This is a genomic window from Micromonospora sp. NPDC049101, from assembly GCF_040648675.1.
Taxonomy (GTDB): Bacteria; Actinomycetota; Actinomycetes; order Mycobacteriales; family Micromonosporaceae; genus Micromonospora.
Genome location: NZ_JBEZED010000002.1, coordinates 107075 through 121366 on the forward strand (window position 1 = coordinate 107075; position 14292 = coordinate 121366).

The 14292-nt window shown below is 66.7% G+C and carries 11 protein-coding genes; 2 read left to right on the forward strand and 9 right to left on the reverse strand.

From position 1 onward, the window contains the following. The first annotated feature begins 18 nt into the window (after positions 1-18). Both AB0B57_RS03185 and AB0B57_RS03190 read left to right on the forward strand, forming a co-directional pair. Positions 19-1140, forward strand: a complete 1122-nt coding sequence (locus tag AB0B57_RS03185; RefSeq protein ID WP_357064659.1) for a GTP-binding protein — start codon at positions 19-21, stop codon at positions 1138-1140. Between the two features lie 11 nt (positions 1141-1151). Then, a complete protein-coding gene (locus tag AB0B57_RS03190) occupies positions 1152-2381 on the forward strand; it encodes a methyltransferase domain-containing protein (RefSeq protein WP_357064660.1) in 1230 nt (409 codons plus the stop codon). Between the two features lie 29 nt (positions 2382-2410). Here the strand turns inward: AB0B57_RS03190 and phnD (AB0B57_RS03195) are convergent, their stop codons facing one another. The 9 genes from phnD (AB0B57_RS03195) to AB0B57_RS03235 all read right to left on the reverse strand — a co-directional run bounded on the left by phnD (AB0B57_RS03195) (position 2411) and on the right by AB0B57_RS03235 (position 13895). After that, entirely contained in the window at positions 2411-3343 is a 933-nt protein-coding gene (gene phnD / locus AB0B57_RS03195; RefSeq protein WP_357064662.1) for a phosphate/phosphite/phosphonate ABC transporter substrate-binding protein, read from the reverse strand. A 134-nt stretch (positions 3344-3477) separates the two neighbouring features. Next, a complete protein-coding gene (phnC, locus tag AB0B57_RS03200) occupies positions 3478-4314 on the reverse strand; it encodes a phosphonate ABC transporter ATP-binding protein (protein WP_357064664.1) in 837 nt (278 codons plus the stop codon). Next, positions 4311-6074 (reverse strand): phosphonate ABC transporter, permease protein PhnE, encoded by a 1764-nt coding sequence (gene phnE / locus AB0B57_RS03205; RefSeq protein ID WP_357064666.1) that lies wholly within the window; start codon positions 6072-6074, stop codon positions 4311-4313. The genes phnC and phnE overlap by 4 nt, the downstream gene beginning before the upstream one ends. Continuing rightward, positions 6025-7074: a phosphate/phosphite/phosphonate ABC transporter substrate-binding protein gene (phnD, locus tag AB0B57_RS03210; protein WP_357064668.1), complete on the reverse strand. Its 1050-nt coding sequence runs from the start codon at positions 7072-7074 to the stop codon at positions 6025-6027. Before phnD (AB0B57_RS03210) ends, phnE begins: the two co-directional genes overlap by 50 nt. Positions 7075-7239: 165 nt before the next feature. Then, entirely contained in the window at positions 7240-8214 is a 975-nt protein-coding gene (locus AB0B57_RS03215; protein WP_357064670.1) for a hypothetical protein, read from the reverse strand. A 164-nt stretch (positions 8215-8378) separates the two neighbouring features. Beyond that, on the reverse strand, positions 8379-10412 hold the full coding sequence (locus AB0B57_RS03220) for a molybdopterin-dependent oxidoreductase (RefSeq protein ID WP_357064672.1): 2034 nt from the start codon (positions 10410-10412) through the stop codon (positions 8379-8381). Between the two features lie 49 nt (positions 10413-10461). Further along, complete coding sequence (locus AB0B57_RS03225) at positions 10462-10836, reverse strand: hypothetical protein (RefSeq protein WP_357064673.1); 375 nt, start codon at positions 10834-10836, stop codon at positions 10462-10464. A 354-nt stretch (positions 10837-11190) separates the two neighbouring features. Continuing rightward, positions 11191-12498 (reverse strand): MFS transporter, encoded by a 1308-nt coding sequence (locus AB0B57_RS03230; protein ID WP_357064674.1) that lies wholly within the window; start codon positions 12496-12498, stop codon positions 11191-11193. Beyond that, positions 12498-13895: an NAD(P)-binding domain-containing protein gene (locus AB0B57_RS03235; RefSeq protein ID WP_357064676.1), complete on the reverse strand. Its 1398-nt coding sequence runs from the start codon at positions 13893-13895 to the stop codon at positions 12498-12500. The genes AB0B57_RS03230 and AB0B57_RS03235 overlap by 1 nt, the downstream gene beginning before the upstream one ends. Positions 13896-14292 lie beyond the last annotated feature (397 nt).

The following is a 14292-nucleotide window of genomic DNA, read 5'->3' on the forward strand; positions in this document are numbered from 1 at the left end:
CACCGATGGGGAGGGTTGATGAGCACGCGGTTCATTGTGCTGAGTGGATTCCTCGGCGCCGGCAAGACAACGACGATGACCACGGCAGCCCAACAGCTACGCGCCGCAGGTCACCGTGTCGCCGTGATCACGAACGACCAGGGCGTCGAACTCGTCGACACCGCCGTGGCAGCTGAAGGCCTGGCCGGCGTAGGCGAGGTCACCGGCGGATGCTTCTGCTGCCGCTTCGAAGACCTGCTCGCCGTGATGTCACAGCTAATCCGCCGTCAGGACGCCGATGTCATCATCGCTGAGTCGGTCGGCAGTTGCACCGATCTGACGGCTACTGTCGTCCGACCCCTGGCCGCCCTGCACGGCGACGACTTCTCCATCGCCCCGATGACGACCGTCGTCGACCCCATTCGATACCTGCGCCTGCTGCCCGACCTCGATCGGGGCGACAGCGGAAGCGACCTTACGTACCTGTATCGCAAGCAGCTCGAGGACGCGGCCGTGATCGGCGTCAACAAGATCGACCTGCTCGCGGCCGACGAGGTGGACACGGTCGTGACCTCACTGACCCGCCGATTCCCCCAAGCCGAGGTGGTGACCTACTCGGCGTCCACCCAACAGGTCGCTCCATTGCTCGACTGTTGGACCCGCGACCATACCGCGGACAGCGACGATCTCGACGTCGACTACCAGCGCTACGGCGCGGCCGAGGCCCGGCTGGCCTGGCTCGACCAGACGCTCGATCTGAAGACGCCGAGCAGCCCGTTCGAGCCGGCGGCGTGGATGCGCACCGTATTGCAGGCACTAGCCCGCGGCTGCCGCGCCGAAGAGCACATGATCGGCCACGTGAAGCTGATGTTCCAGGACGCGGCCTCGGGCACACTCACCAAGGCCAGCCTCATCGACTACGACCGGCCTTCGGCCGTCGATCTGGCCGGCGCCGCCACCTCACTCGGCGGTCGGGCGGTGCTCAACGCTCGCGTGGCCTGCGAGCCGGCTCAGCTCGAACACCTGGCTTCGGACACGGTCGCAGAGGCCGACCAGGCATGGGGTGTCCAATCACGGCTCATCAGCCAGCGCTCGTTCAAGCCGGGCCAGCCAGAGCCGACACACCGCATGTTGGTGGGGAACGCGTTCTCCGGCCAGTAAGTCACCCGCTCATGACATCGTTGGCATCGGCCCTAGCAGGCCGGGGAAAGTCGGGTAGCACTGTGAGCATCGATCGCGCCGTCCAGCAGCGATACAGCGCTGCCTCCCAGGTGGCAGAGGCGGGCCTCTGCTGCCCGGTCGACTATGACCCGCAGTACCTCAAGGTCATCCCGTCGGAGGTGCTGGAGAGGGACTACGGCTGCGGTGACCCGGTGAGTTACGTGCAGCCCGGCGAGCACGTGCTCGATCTGGGCAGCGGGGCCGGAAAGGTCTGCTTCATCGCCGCGCAGATAGTGGGATCCTCCGGCTCGGTCCTGGGCGTCGACCTCAACGACGACATGCTGGGCGTGGCACGCGGAGCCCAGGCGGAGGTGGCGCGGCGGCTCGGCTACGGCAACGTCACCTTCGCGAAGGCGCAAATCGAAGACCTCGCTCTGGACCTTGAGTTTCTCGATGGGCACCTGGGCCGTCATCCGGTGCGCTCCTATGATGACGTCCGACAGTTGGAGGAACTGTCGGACCGGCTGCGACGCGACTCGCCTCTGGTGCCCGACGGTAGCGTGGACGTGGTCATATCCAACTGCGTTCTCAACCTGGTGGCTCCACAGCGCAAGCAGGACATGTTCGGCGAGATCGCTCGCGTCCTTCGCCCGGGGGGCCGAGCGGTCATCAGCGACATCGTCAGCGACATCGATGTGCCGACCGCGATGCAGGCCGACCCGCACCTGTGGTCAGGCTGCTACAGCGGGGCCCTGCAAGAGGAACGATTCCTGGACGGCTTCACACGTGTGGGGCTCACCGGGCTGACGATCCTGAAGCGCGAGGCGCGGCCCTGGGAGACGGTGGGGGACGTGGAGTTCCGTAGCGTCACCGTCGCCGCATACAAGCCCCCGGAGAGAAGCGTGCGACCGTCCCCGCACGCGGTGGTCTACCGAGGGCCGTTCGCGACCGTCACCATCGATACGGGCCTGGAGATGGTACGGGGCCGGGTCGTACCAATCGGACCGGACGATCTCCGATCGATCCTCGCCGGCCCCTACTCGGAGCACACGTTCATTCTCGAAGCTGCCGCGGATTCCACCGACGACGCGCTGCAGCACGGGACGGCCACTGAGCCGCCGGTGTACGCGGTACCCGTAGACCAGGCATCTGGGGTGCGGCCGGAGGCTCCCCGGACCCGTTATCGCCTTGTATCCGAATCAGCTGCGTGCGAACGGGTCAACGGCCAGTGTGACTGCTGAGCAGGCCGTTTGAGCTCCTCGGTGACTGGTCAGTTGCCGATCGGCCCACATGCATCCACGCGGGTGGCTTTGCACGCGTCCCAGATAACCTGGTAGTAGGAGTGCTCGACCGGCAGATAGCCGAAGTCACGGTTCGAGCTCACGAGGCACGCCTCCGCGGCGCACCAACCGCGTTGTTCGAGGTACTCGGCGTTGATCTTCAAAGTGGCGGCGCGGATCTTGTCCCGGAGGTCGTCGGGCAACTCGGAACGCGTGACCACCGGTGAGTGCGGAGCACGCACCTCCCAGATCGACTTCAGTTCTCCCTGGGTGACGTCACCTGTGCGAATGGCGTTCTCCAGTTGGGCGTCGGCCACCAGCCCGATGGTGCAGTCGCCTCGCTTGACAGCGCGCGGGATGGTGTTCCCGGCTGGCACGACAAGTCGTTTGAAGTCCTTGTCCGGTATCAGTCCAGCCTTGGCGAACTCGAACAGCGGCAGCAAGGTGGACGTCGAGGCGGGGTCAGGGAAGCACACGGTCTTGCCGCGAAAGTCCTCGAGCGACGATGCCTGATCCGATGCTTTTGTCACGCCGAGGACCACGTATCCGGGCTGGTCACCTTTCCGGTGCTGAAGGAGGCCTGTCGGCTCAATCTTCGCGCCGTTCTGCACGGCGAGGGCGTATGAGAACGCGCCGAGTTGGGCCATGTCGACGGTGCCGGCGATGAGTGCCTCGATGACACCCGCGTAGTCGGCGGCCTGCATGGTCTCGATCTTGATGCCCACCTCCTCGGACAGTGCCCGGATGAACAGGCCGTAGTGGGCGTCGAAGGTGCTCGCCTCGCCGGCGGGCACCGCAGCGAATGTGATCTTGTCGGGCCAGCTTGTCTGCGGCGCGCCCGCGTCGTCTCCGCCGCAGGCGGTAGTCGTGGCAACGAGGGTGGCGGCTACCGCCCAGGTTGTGAAACGGCGTCTTCTGGTCATCGCTGCTCCTCAGCTTGTGGAAACGACGTGATGGTGCGCCAGCTGGTCGAGGAGGCAGCGATGTCTCGGTGGCGCTGGTCGTCCCCGGCTTCCCTTGGCGGTGATGATCTCGCTGTGCTGTCCCTGAGCGGGCGCTACGGCAGATGCGCCTCGACGGGCACTGCTGGGCCCTGAGGACTGTCGGCGGTGTAGTTGGTTTCGCCCGGTTCACGCTGGTAGATCTGCATGACGGCGGCGGTGTCCAGCTCGCTGGTGGGTTGATCGAGGACGGTTCGTCCGGCGCGTAGGCCGAGTACGCGATGTGCCCACCCAAGCGCCATGTCGACCTGGTGCAGGCTGCAGATGACCGTCAGGTGTTCCTCGGTGCAGATGCGCTGCAGAATCTCCATAACTTGCAGAGACGATTCCGGGTCGAGGGACGCGACGGGTTCGTCGGCGAGCAGGAGCTTGGGCTTCTGCATCAGTGCGCGGGCTATCGCCACTCGTTGCTGTTCCCCGCCCGAGAGCGTGTCGGCTCGCTGGAAGGCTTTGTGACCGAGCCCGACCCGGTCCAGGTGATCGAGGGATTCCCGGCGTAGGGCGCGGGGGTAGGTGCCTATGCCGAGCCTCGGCCACCGCAGTCGGCCCAGCGCGCCGGAGAGCACGTTCTCCATGCACGTTATCCGGCCCACCAGGTTGAACTGCTGGAAGATGAATCCCACCTCGCTGCGCAACTCCTGGAGCGCGCGTCCTCGGGCGGTGATGACGTCGGTGCCCAGCACGGATACTGTGCCGGCCGATGGCTGGTGCAGGCCGTTGAGGAGCCGCAGCAGTGTGGATTTGCCCGACCCGGACAGCCCGATGACGGCGAGGAACTGTCCCGCGGGCAGAGTGAAGGTGACATCGTCAACGGCGGTATGGGTGCCGAAGCGTTTGCTGAGGTGGGCGACGGCGACAACCGGCGCCTGGGGTGCGGTGCCGGGTGGTGTCACAGGATCCTCTTTCTGATCAGGTCGGCGCAGCGCTCGACGATGAAGACAGTCGCGAAGATGACGATCAGAACGGCAGTAGTGGTGTGGAACTGCAGGGTGTGCACAGACTGATAGGTGATGAACCCGATCCCACCCGCCCCGACCACACCGACGATCGTCGACGACCGGATGGTGCTGTCCAGCGTGAACAGGACGGTGGACACGAACGATGGAGCCACCTGGGGGATGACGGCGGTGGAGACCTGCTGCGTACGAGACGCTCCGGCCGCGCGAAGTGCCGCGGCAGGCCCCGGGTCGAGGTGCTCGATGGCGTCGGCCATGAGTTTGGCGGTCATCCCGATGGTGGCGAGACCGAGTGCGATCGCTCCGGCGAAGGGACCGAGCCCGAACGCCGAGACGAAGATCAATGCCATCAGCAATGGAGGGAGCCCGCGCGACAGGACGATGACGAACCGGGCAGCGTGGTAGACCGCCGGATGTGGTGCGACGGTGCGGGCCGCGAAAGCCGCGATGGGCACACTGAGCAGGGTCGCGATCGCGGTGGCTGTGACGGCGATGGTCAAGGTTTCGAGTAGGGCGTCGGGCAGCGAGGAGGCGACCGAGGCGAAATCCGGTGGCCAGAAGTCGGCGAAGCCGGCGATGAGTTCCGGCACCGCCCGTAGCACCGTCCAAGGGCTGATTCCCAGCCCGGCGAAGCTGGCTGCGGTTAGTCCGCAAGCCGTGATGATGGCGCCCAGGCGCGTGATGCGGTCGCGGGTCCACGGCGGGGAGAGGCGCTGCCGTCCTGCACCGTCTGTCGACACGGCCCAGACGCTGCTGTCGCGGTGGGTAATTAGCCGGCCACGGATCACTGCGGATAGGCGTTCTACCATGATCACCAGGACGATGATGATCAGAGCGACGCCCAAGCCTTTCTGGTACTGCAGTGTGCGCAGGGTGGTGTACAGCTCGAACCCGATCCCGCCCGCACCAACGAAGCCCAGAATGGCGGAGGCTGCCACGTTCATGTCGAGTCGATACAGGCCGACCGATACGAACGATGGCATCACCTGCGGCAGGACGCCTGTGACAATGATGTGCAGACGCCGTGCGCCGACTGCGGTCAGTGCCTGGGTGACGCCAGGGTCGACCTCCTCGATGGTGTCGGCGAAAAGCTTGCCGATCATTCCGGTCGAGTAGACGGCGATCGCCAGCACGCCCGGCAGGACCCCAACTCCCAGCACGCGTACGAAGATGAGGGCGTAGATCAGATCGGGTATGGAACGGGCGCCGAGGATGACCGCGCGGGCCAGTGCCCGCACCGCAGGGTGCGGGGAGGTGTTGCCGGCGGCCAGGAACGCGAGCGGCACAGAGAGCAGTAGCGCCAGGGCGGTGCCGGTGACCGCCATCATGATGGTGTCCAACAGGGGCTTCGCCAGCCGGGCGTAGTCCGGCGTCTCGATGGGCGTCATCCGTGCCAACAGGTTGCCCATGTCGGTCCAGCCCTCGACGAGCCGGGTCGGTTCGACTCCGACCTGGCTGGCCGAGACGACCGTCAACGCCAGGCACATCGCCGCCGCGGCATATGCCGTTATCCGTCGCCGGGTCCAGGGCGGGCTCAGTCGCCGTCGACGTGGTTGACCGGTGTTGTTGGTAGGCGGCGGCCGGTCGACGGTGGCGCTGCCGGGGGGTGCGGACAACGCCGCCGTCCTTTCCTCAGCCGGAAAACGGTCAGCCGCCGAGAGGGCCGCACGCCTCGATCCTGGTGGCTTTGCAGGCATCCCAAATCACCTGGTAGTAGCTTGCCTCCACGGGTATGTAGCCAAAATCGGCGCTGGCGCTGATGAGGCACTTGTCGCCGCTGCAGTGACCGTTTTGCTCGAGCCACTCAGCGTTGATCTTGTTGACTGCGGTCTTGAGCTTGTCGCGCAGGTCCTGGGGCAACTGCGTCCTGGCGGCGAGTGGCGATCCGGGCGCCTGCACCTGCCACACGACCTTGAGGTCGTCTTTGCCGACGTCGCCCTGCCTGATCGCAGTTTCGAGCTGCGCCTGCGAGGCCATTCCCAGATCACAGTCGCCCTTCTGGACCGTCCGGGGGATTGTCGCTCCAGCAGGCACGGTCAGCCGCTTGAAGTCCTTGTCTGGCTCCATGTTCACCTTGCTGAACTCGAAGAGCGGGATCAGCGTGGTGGTAGATGCCGGGTCTGGCAGACACACGGTCCGACCCTTCGAGCCTTCCAGGCCGTTGATGGTGCTGGACGACTTCACCAGGCCGTAGATGGTGTAGCCGGCTTTGTCGCCCTTCGCATGGATGCGTACCCCGGATGGCTCCAGCGACGCGCCGTTCTGCACGCCGAGGGCGTAGGAGAACGCGCCAAGCTGCGCGATGTCCACGTTGCCGGCGATCATTCCTTCGATGACGGCGGCGTAGTCGGCGGCCTGGAAGGTTTCGATCTTGATGCCGACTTCCTTCGACAGGGCGGTCACAAATGGGCCGAAGTCATCGTTGAACGTACGCGCCTCACCGCTCGGAGTGGCGGCGAACACGAGCTTGTCAGGCCATTCAGTAGCCGCGTTGCCGGCGGATTCCTCGGTCGAGCAAGCGCCAATGGTTGTCACGGCCGTTATCGAGGCAAGAATCAGGGCGGCAACGCGGGACGTTTTCCACATCAGGTTATGGCTCCAATCAGCCGTTGTGCAGGGGTACGTGCCGACGCGGTCGACCTGGCGGCCAGCCCGGATCACCTGGGCTTTGAGGTGCTTGACCCGCAGGGTCGCCAACTCGCGAGTGGGGCTGATCCGACACGTGGCCCGTGCGTGGGCATGTGGTGCTCAGCACCGTCGCGGCGCCTCGGAGGCGCCCGGCGCAGCCCGGGACTCTCGCCTCACCTGGTACCTCATTGCTGCTCCTACGTGAACGACTCGGGAGGTGGGCGGCGGAGCAGGCTAGCTGAAGACCTCCGGCGCAGGCGCTTGCACGGGCTCGCTGGCAAGGTGAGCCGCCTCCACAGGTGTCGGGATCCGCTGCGTGACGACCGGATACCCGTCGACGACGGTTAGGGGCAGCGGGCAACTGTCCTTGAGTCGCCACAGGGCAACCACCACGTCCGGATATTCCTCGGGGTACTCGGCGGTGAGCAGCTTGGTCCGCATCGGGGTGCCAGCCAGCCCGGCGAAGACGGCGGTCGCCGCACGGTCCTCGGCGTCGTTCTTGACGTAGACCACGATGCCCGCCATGTCGTCTGGAAGCGCCGAGCGGCGGCTTTCCTCCCAGGGAAGAGCCTGGAGGGCCAGCGGATGGGTCGGATCGATCGGACGGTGGTCGCAGCCCAGGTAGTCCTCATTGATGATGAGTTGGCCGAAGGCGAACTCGACCGGGCGCCGCCAGTCGCTCGCGCCGTCCGGACCGAAGGCCCAGTGCTTCTCCGCGACCTGGGTGTGCGCGCCGTAGACCGGCCGGCCCGGGCCGCCCTGGCGTACGGTGCGCCAGCCGTCCCGGGTGCCAAGGGTGGGTATGCCATCAAACCGCTTCCGGGTGCCTGCGTCCTCATGCCGCAGGTCGACACCAAGGTGGTCCACGAACGGTCGGGGCAGGGTGACCGCACCCCTGATCAAATCGTCCTGGGAGATTGGAAATGAGGAAAAGATGACGTTGATGCTTCCGGGTAGGCGGTACTTGACGTAGCCGGGCGCCTTCCAGCGCTCAAGCTCACCGTGTACGCCGAGTTCGGCATGCGGCAGGTCGGCCAGGTCGTCGACCTTCACGTGGATGTGCAGTGAATCCGCAGCGGCCACGGCCTCGGCATACACGTACGCGTCATCGATGAGAGACAGCACCTGATCGGGTTCGCGACGGGCGAGCAACTGCCGGCCGACCAGGTATTCCAGTTCCTGTTCCACGCGTGCAGGGTCGAACGCCATGGCGTCGGTTCCTCCCCCGTGCCACTGCGACCGGATCCATTTACGAACGCGGTCATCATCAGTGGAATCTGATGTCACTCGTTCTGGTTGAGGCTAATGGGGTGGCCATCGATGGGGCAAGCCTCGTACTGGCATCTGGCCGGACACCGGCTGTCCGGTTAGCGTCATACCTGGCGAGTGACCTGCACAAAGGTGTCGTGATAGGACGATCCGCCTGCCTCGGTCAGGCTGTCGTCCGTGAGCAGGTTGACCGTGGCACCATCGTTTCGGCCGGGGCTCACAGTCCAGGCCCCGAAGACCGCCGCGACCACTCCCGGCAGCACGCAGGTGCTGACCCGGGCGTAGAAGCTCAAGGAGTCTTGCTGGTTGTGCACGTGCACCGGATCGCCGTCGGCGATGCCACGTTCGTCCGCGTCGTCTGGATGTAGGTCCAGCCACGGGCCCCCGTCGCGCCGCCCCCGCTCGGTGTCCGCGTAGGTGGAGTTCATGGAACGCAATCCTTTGACCGACAGCAGCTGCAACGGCCAACGAGCATCGGTGGGCTGTGCGGGCAGCGCTGTCGAGGCCGCGCGGGCTCCGGCGTCAAGATGGGCCCGCCGGTCGGAGGTGGGAAAGCCATCGACAAAGGGAACATAGGGTTGCGGCAGGTTGAGACGCTGCCAGCCGCCGTGCTCGGCAAGGCTGGCCGCGGTGATGCCGGTCAAATGCGGGTGCGGTGAGTCCAGCGCGGTGGCGAGGAGATCTTCGTCGGTGTCGCGGAAGCATGGATTGGCGAAGCCCATCCGCCTGGCGAGGTCGCGAAAGAGGTCGGTGACGCTGATCGCGTCCCCTGGTGGTGCCACCGCCGGAAGATTGAGCGTGAGGTCGACATGCCCCCACGACTTCATCAGGTCGAGATGCTCCAGCTGGCTTGTCGCCGGAAGCACGATGTCGGCGTAGCGGGCAGTGTCCGTCAGAACATGCTCGTGGACAACTGTGAACAGATCGTCACGCCGCAGCCCGGCGCGGACCAATCGCTGTCGGGGCAGGATCACCGCTGGATTGCTGCCGTGCACGAACAACGCTCGCACCGGCGGATCCAGCTCCGGATCGGTGAGGGCCCGGCCCAACTGCACCATGTTGATCCGACGGCGCGGACCCGGGGCGAGGTGCGGCATCTTGAGGCCCGCCATGTTGAAGGCGTCCATGAAGTGCGGCGAGGTGTGGTAGGCCAGCCCTCCACCATGCTTGCGCCAGGCCCCCGTCAGTGACGGTAGACAGGCGATAGCGGCGTACGCGGCCGCTCCGTGCGTGTGGTGCTCCATGCCGACCAGCAGTCGGATCAGCGATGGGCTGCCGATGGCGTACTCGTGGGCCAGCCTGACGATGTCCTCTGTGCGAAGGCCGGTGATCTCCGCGGTGCGTGCCGGGGTGAACTCGGCAGCGGCGGCGCGCAGCTCGGCAACTCCACTGGTGTGTGTGGCGATCCACCGCTCATCGGTGAGCTCATGCTCGAAGATCACGTGTGCCAGACCGAGTGCGAGTGCGGTGTCGGTACCAGGGCGGGGAGCGATGTGCCAGTCGGCGGCGCGTGCCGTCCGGGTGGCGACCGGGTCGATGACGATGAGCCGGGCACCCGCCTGCCGGGCCCTGAGTATCGCCGGCCAGAGGTGTTGCGTGGTGACGACAGGGTTGGCACCCCACACGATGATCAGCCGGGCATGCTCGGCATCCTCGGGCAGCACCCCGGTGGTGGTCCCGTTGACTGCGGCGACCCCCAGTCCGCCGGTAGGCCCGCAGATCGCCTTGACGAGCTCAGTAGCGCCCAGCCGGGCGAAGAACCGTTCACTCATCGATTTCGACTGCAGCAGGCCCTGGGTGCCCTCGTAGCTGAATGGCACGACCGCCGCCGGACCGACGTCGAGGACGATCCCGGCCAGCCGCGCCGCGACCTCTTCGAGGGCCTCGTCCAGGTCGATCTCGGCGAATCGCCCATCGCCTTTGTCACCGGTGCGTCGCAGTGCCCGGGTCAGGCGCTGCGAACTGTAGACCCGGTCTTCCAGATAGCCGGCAACCTTGCCGCACAGCCGACCGGCGGTCAGCGGATGGGCGGGATTGCCCTGCAGCGCCACCGCCCGTCCGCTGTCATCGACCCTGACCAGCCAGCTGCACCGGTCCGGGCAGTCATGCGGGCACGCTCCAGTTACGGTGCGGGACACGGTAGGCCTCCTGGAAGGTGCGCGTGCCGGATGACCCCTGCGGCAGGATTCAGGACGGCAGCAGACTGGGTGCCGGGCCGTACGTCTTGCCGTTGGTGAATCGAGCCAGTTCCTCCAGCGTCGGCAGTCGCTGCGCTACCACCGGGTGCCCGTCTACCACCGTCAGCGGCAACGGCCACGAACCCATGTGTGCGGCGACCTCGGCAACCACCTCCGGACGCGCGCCGGACTCGTCACGGGCGAGCAGTCGGGTGCGCATTCGACAGCAGTCGGGCGGGTCCGCGAGCAGGTCGAACGTCGCCAGGGCCGACCTGCTCTCATCCTCGTCGTTGACGTAGACGACCAGCCCCTTGGAGTCATCAACAGGCGCCGCGCAGGCGGCGCCGATCTCGGTCAGCGGAATACCTACAGGCTGTACGTTCACGAGGTGCCTCCCCGAATCGGCAAACGTCTGTACAAGCGCAGCTCCCGTCGCCAACATCAATATTGGCTGATGTAAGCAACTTCGGCGATGCTATCGGTCGCTGACGAGCGTGGGCAAGACATGAATCCGACAGGCCATTCGCGTTCTGACGGTCAGTGAGGGTGGGGCGAGCGACCAGCGGTTGAGGTCGTCTCGGATTGACCGCGACGAGAGGAAACCCGCAGCGGCCGACGCACGGGCCACCAGCGGTTGTCGTTTCCGGCAAGCCCGCCGCGCCTTGCGCCGCAAGTTCGCCCCTGGCAACGCGTGGGCGACGATGGTGCCTGCCGGGAGTCGTTGCGGCGCACATTCCGCCTACGACGCCGTGGTGTCCCTGCCCGCCGAGCGGGTGTCCGCGGCGGAGGGGGCGACGAGTTCCCCCTCCGCGATCGGCGACGGCTCTCCGGCCCGGGCGAGGATGCCGGCCGCGGCTACGAGGCAGCTGCCACCGATAGCGACGAGGACTGTCGTGTAGCCACCAGGGCTGACCAGCAGGGCTGCGGCGCCGAGCGGCGCACCCGCCTTGGCAAGAGTCGTGGGCACGGCCAAGGTGCCCGCGATGCTCGCATAGGTGGTCGTCCCGTAACGGTCGGCGAGTAAGGCGGGCGTGGCGAGGCTGGCCACGCCGAAGCCGAGTCCGAAGCCGATCACCGCCACGATCGCCCCGATCCGGCTGCCACCGACAATCGGGAGGGCCAACGCGGCGCCGGCCTGGATCCCGAAGACGATCGCGACGACAGTGGTCGTACGGACACGACGCTGCGCACCGGTGAGAATCAGGCGTCCCGCGACCGACAGGACGCCGAGCAGGCCGGCGACCGTCGCGGCGAACGTTCCCGGATGCCCCACGCTGATGAGGAACCCGACCAGGTGAACGGTTATGGCGGCCACAGCCGCGGTGTGCGCGACGAATGCGACCGCCAGGCACCAGAATCGGCCGTCCCGCAGCGCCGCCCGGATCAGTGCGCGCCGCCTCTCCGGGGTGGCGCTTGGCGATTTCGCCTTGAGGTGCGGCGGCCTGCGCACGGCACTCACGTGCAGCGGTATGGCGATCAGACCGTAGACCACGGCCAGTACGACCAACGTGGTACGCCACTCAAACCGGGCGACGAGCTGGCCGGTAAGCGGCAGGAAGATGGTGCTCGCGAAGCCGGCGATGACGATCATCAGCAGTAGCGCCTTGGCGCGCCGTGCCGGGTCGAACCAGGAGACGATGATCGCCGATGCCGGCTCGTACAGCACCATGGCCATGGTGAGGCCGATACCGATCAGCACGGCGTACAGCTGCGCGACGGTACGGACCTGAGACCATGCCACGACGAGTCCGGTCGCCGCCAGGGAACCGACGGTCATGAGAGCCCTGCCGCCGTGCCGATCGAGCCATCTTCCGACCGGCACAGCCATGACCGCCCAAGCGAGAATCGCCGCGGTCAGAGCGCCCGTGACGGTGGTGGTAGAGGCGTGCAGGGTCGCCGCCATCGGGTGGAGCAGGACTGCGAAGGTGTAGTAGAGGACGCCGTAGCCAACGGTCTGAGTGACCGCCAACGCGGCCACGATCCGCCACCCCTGGAACAGGCCGCCGCCGGTGGGACCTCCGGCAGGTGCTGTTTGCGTGATGGGCATCAGCAGCTGCAGATGTCGGATTGTCCTGTCCCCGCCGGAGACTCATCCACCAGTTCGATCAGGGTTCGGTGCCCGGTCAGCCGGCGACCGGGGAAGCCGGTCGCGGACTGACCGCTCGCCGGCGCGGCGCAGCCGCTGGTGGCGACATCGACGTCTTCCGTGCTGCTCGTGCACACGCCCGCTTCGGGCAGGTTCAGTTGGCTTTCGCGTGCCGCGTCCCAGTCCCCGGCCAGCGCGGCGACAACCGAGCGGGCCTGTTCGTAACCTGTGGTCAGGAGGAACGTCGGAGCGCGACCGTAGCTCTTGACGCCCACGGCGTAGTAGCCCGGCTCAGAGTGGGTGAGTTCGTTGACGCCGTGCGGCGCGACGGTGTCGCAGGTGTGCGCGTTCGGGTCGATCAGCGGTGCGAGGGCACGGGGGGAGCCGAGGATCGGATCGAGATCCAAGCGCAGTTCCGAGGCGATGGTGTGGTCGGGGCGAAAACCGGTCGCTGCCACGATCCGATCCACCACAAGGCGGCGGACCCCGTCGAAGACACTCACCCCGCCACCCGCCGACGGCACCAGCGTCTGCACCGAGAAGCCGGTTACCAGCCGGATTCGCCCCGTTTCGACGTGTTCACGTAGCCGGGTGGCAAGTGCGCCTCGGGCAGGCAGCGGATCCGACTCGCCGCTGCCATAGAGCCGGTCCGGCCTGGCAGCCCGGATTGCCCATGTCACGGTAGTTCCCTCTGACATGCCAGCCAGATCGGCCAGGGCGAGGAGCGTATTCGCGGCCGAGTGGCCGGATCCCACGACCAAGGTGTGCGCACCGGTAAACCGGTCGATGGCGGAGCCAAGGACGTCGGGCAGGGCGTGCTCGAGCAGGCTCCGAGCGGCGGCCTCTCCATGAGCCGGGATGCCAGAGGCTCCGAGAGTGTTCGGCATACCCCAGGTGCCGGAGGCGTCGACGACAGCTCTGGCCAGCATGTCCTCACCGTCGCTGAGGCGAACCAGGAACGGTGTTGATTCCCGCCGGCTGGAGCTGACCCGATCCAAATTCAGCCTGGTGACCGCTACGACTTGCGTGCCGTAGCGCACACTCGGTCGCAAGGCCGGCAGTTCAGCAAGTGGCTGAAGATACGCCTCAGCGAGTTGGGCCCCGGTCGGCAGGTCGTCCGGCTCCGGCTCCACCCAACCGGCCGAGTCGAGCAACCGTCCGGCTGCGCGGTCGATGTTGTACCGCCAGGGGGAGAACAGCCGAACGTGTCCCCACTGCCGGACGGCGGCAGCAGGGCCGTCGCCGGCTTCCAACAGCGCGAACGGGATTCCACGCTCGTACAGGTGTGCGGCGGCGGCAAGGCCCACTGGCCCCGCACCGATCACCACGACGGGCAGGTCTTCCAAACGAGCGTTCACAACAGCCCCCGCAACGGCATTCCTCGAACAGTTCGGCGCACCGTGGTGGCCGGGGCCGAACCAGCATGGTCAACTGATGACGTGGGCGTGACGGCTCAGCAGATGAGGGTCACGTCTCCCCGGCACAACGTCCTGCCAGTTCCCATGGTGGCGGCCTATCCGCCTGCGCAAGCCATGATCCGAAAACCGGGACGTGCCGGTGCGGCTCGCGGTTGTCCCTGGTCGGATCTCCAACCACTTGCCCGTCTGCGGACCCGCCGCCCAGTCGTTGCCGAACGGCGGGGTCGACGTGTGCTTTACCGCATCGGCAACCCCCGGCTGCGCCTGTTGCTGGACCCCGCTGACGAACTGTCCGCCGACACCGTCGACCTGAACGGCTGCGAGCACGCCGACACCA

Bases quoted from the DNA above. Each gene is read 5' to 3' on its own strand.
- AB0B57_RS03190 (WP_357064660.1), top strand. From the start codon at position 1,152: ATGACATCGTTGGCATCGGCCCTAGCAGGCCGGGGAAAGTCGGGTAGC.
- AB0B57_RS03185 (WP_357064659.1), top strand. From the start codon at position 19: ATGAGCACGCGGTTCATTGTGCTGAGTGGATTCCTCGGCGCCGGCAAG.
- AB0B57_RS03230 (WP_357064674.1), bottom strand. From the start codon at position 12,498: ATGCCCATCACGCAAACAGCACCTGCCGGAGGTCCCACCGGCGGCGGC.
- phnE (WP_357064666.1), bottom strand. From the start codon at position 6,074: ATGCCTGCAAAGCCACCAGGATCGAGGCGTGCGGCCCTCTCGGCGGCT.
- AB0B57_RS03215 (WP_357064670.1), bottom strand. From the start codon at position 8,214: ATGGCGTTCGACCCTGCACGCGTGGAACAGGAACTGGAATACCTGGTC.
- phnD (WP_357064662.1), bottom strand. From the start codon at position 3,343: ATGACCAGAAGACGCCGTTTCACAACCTGGGCGGTAGCCGCCACCCTC.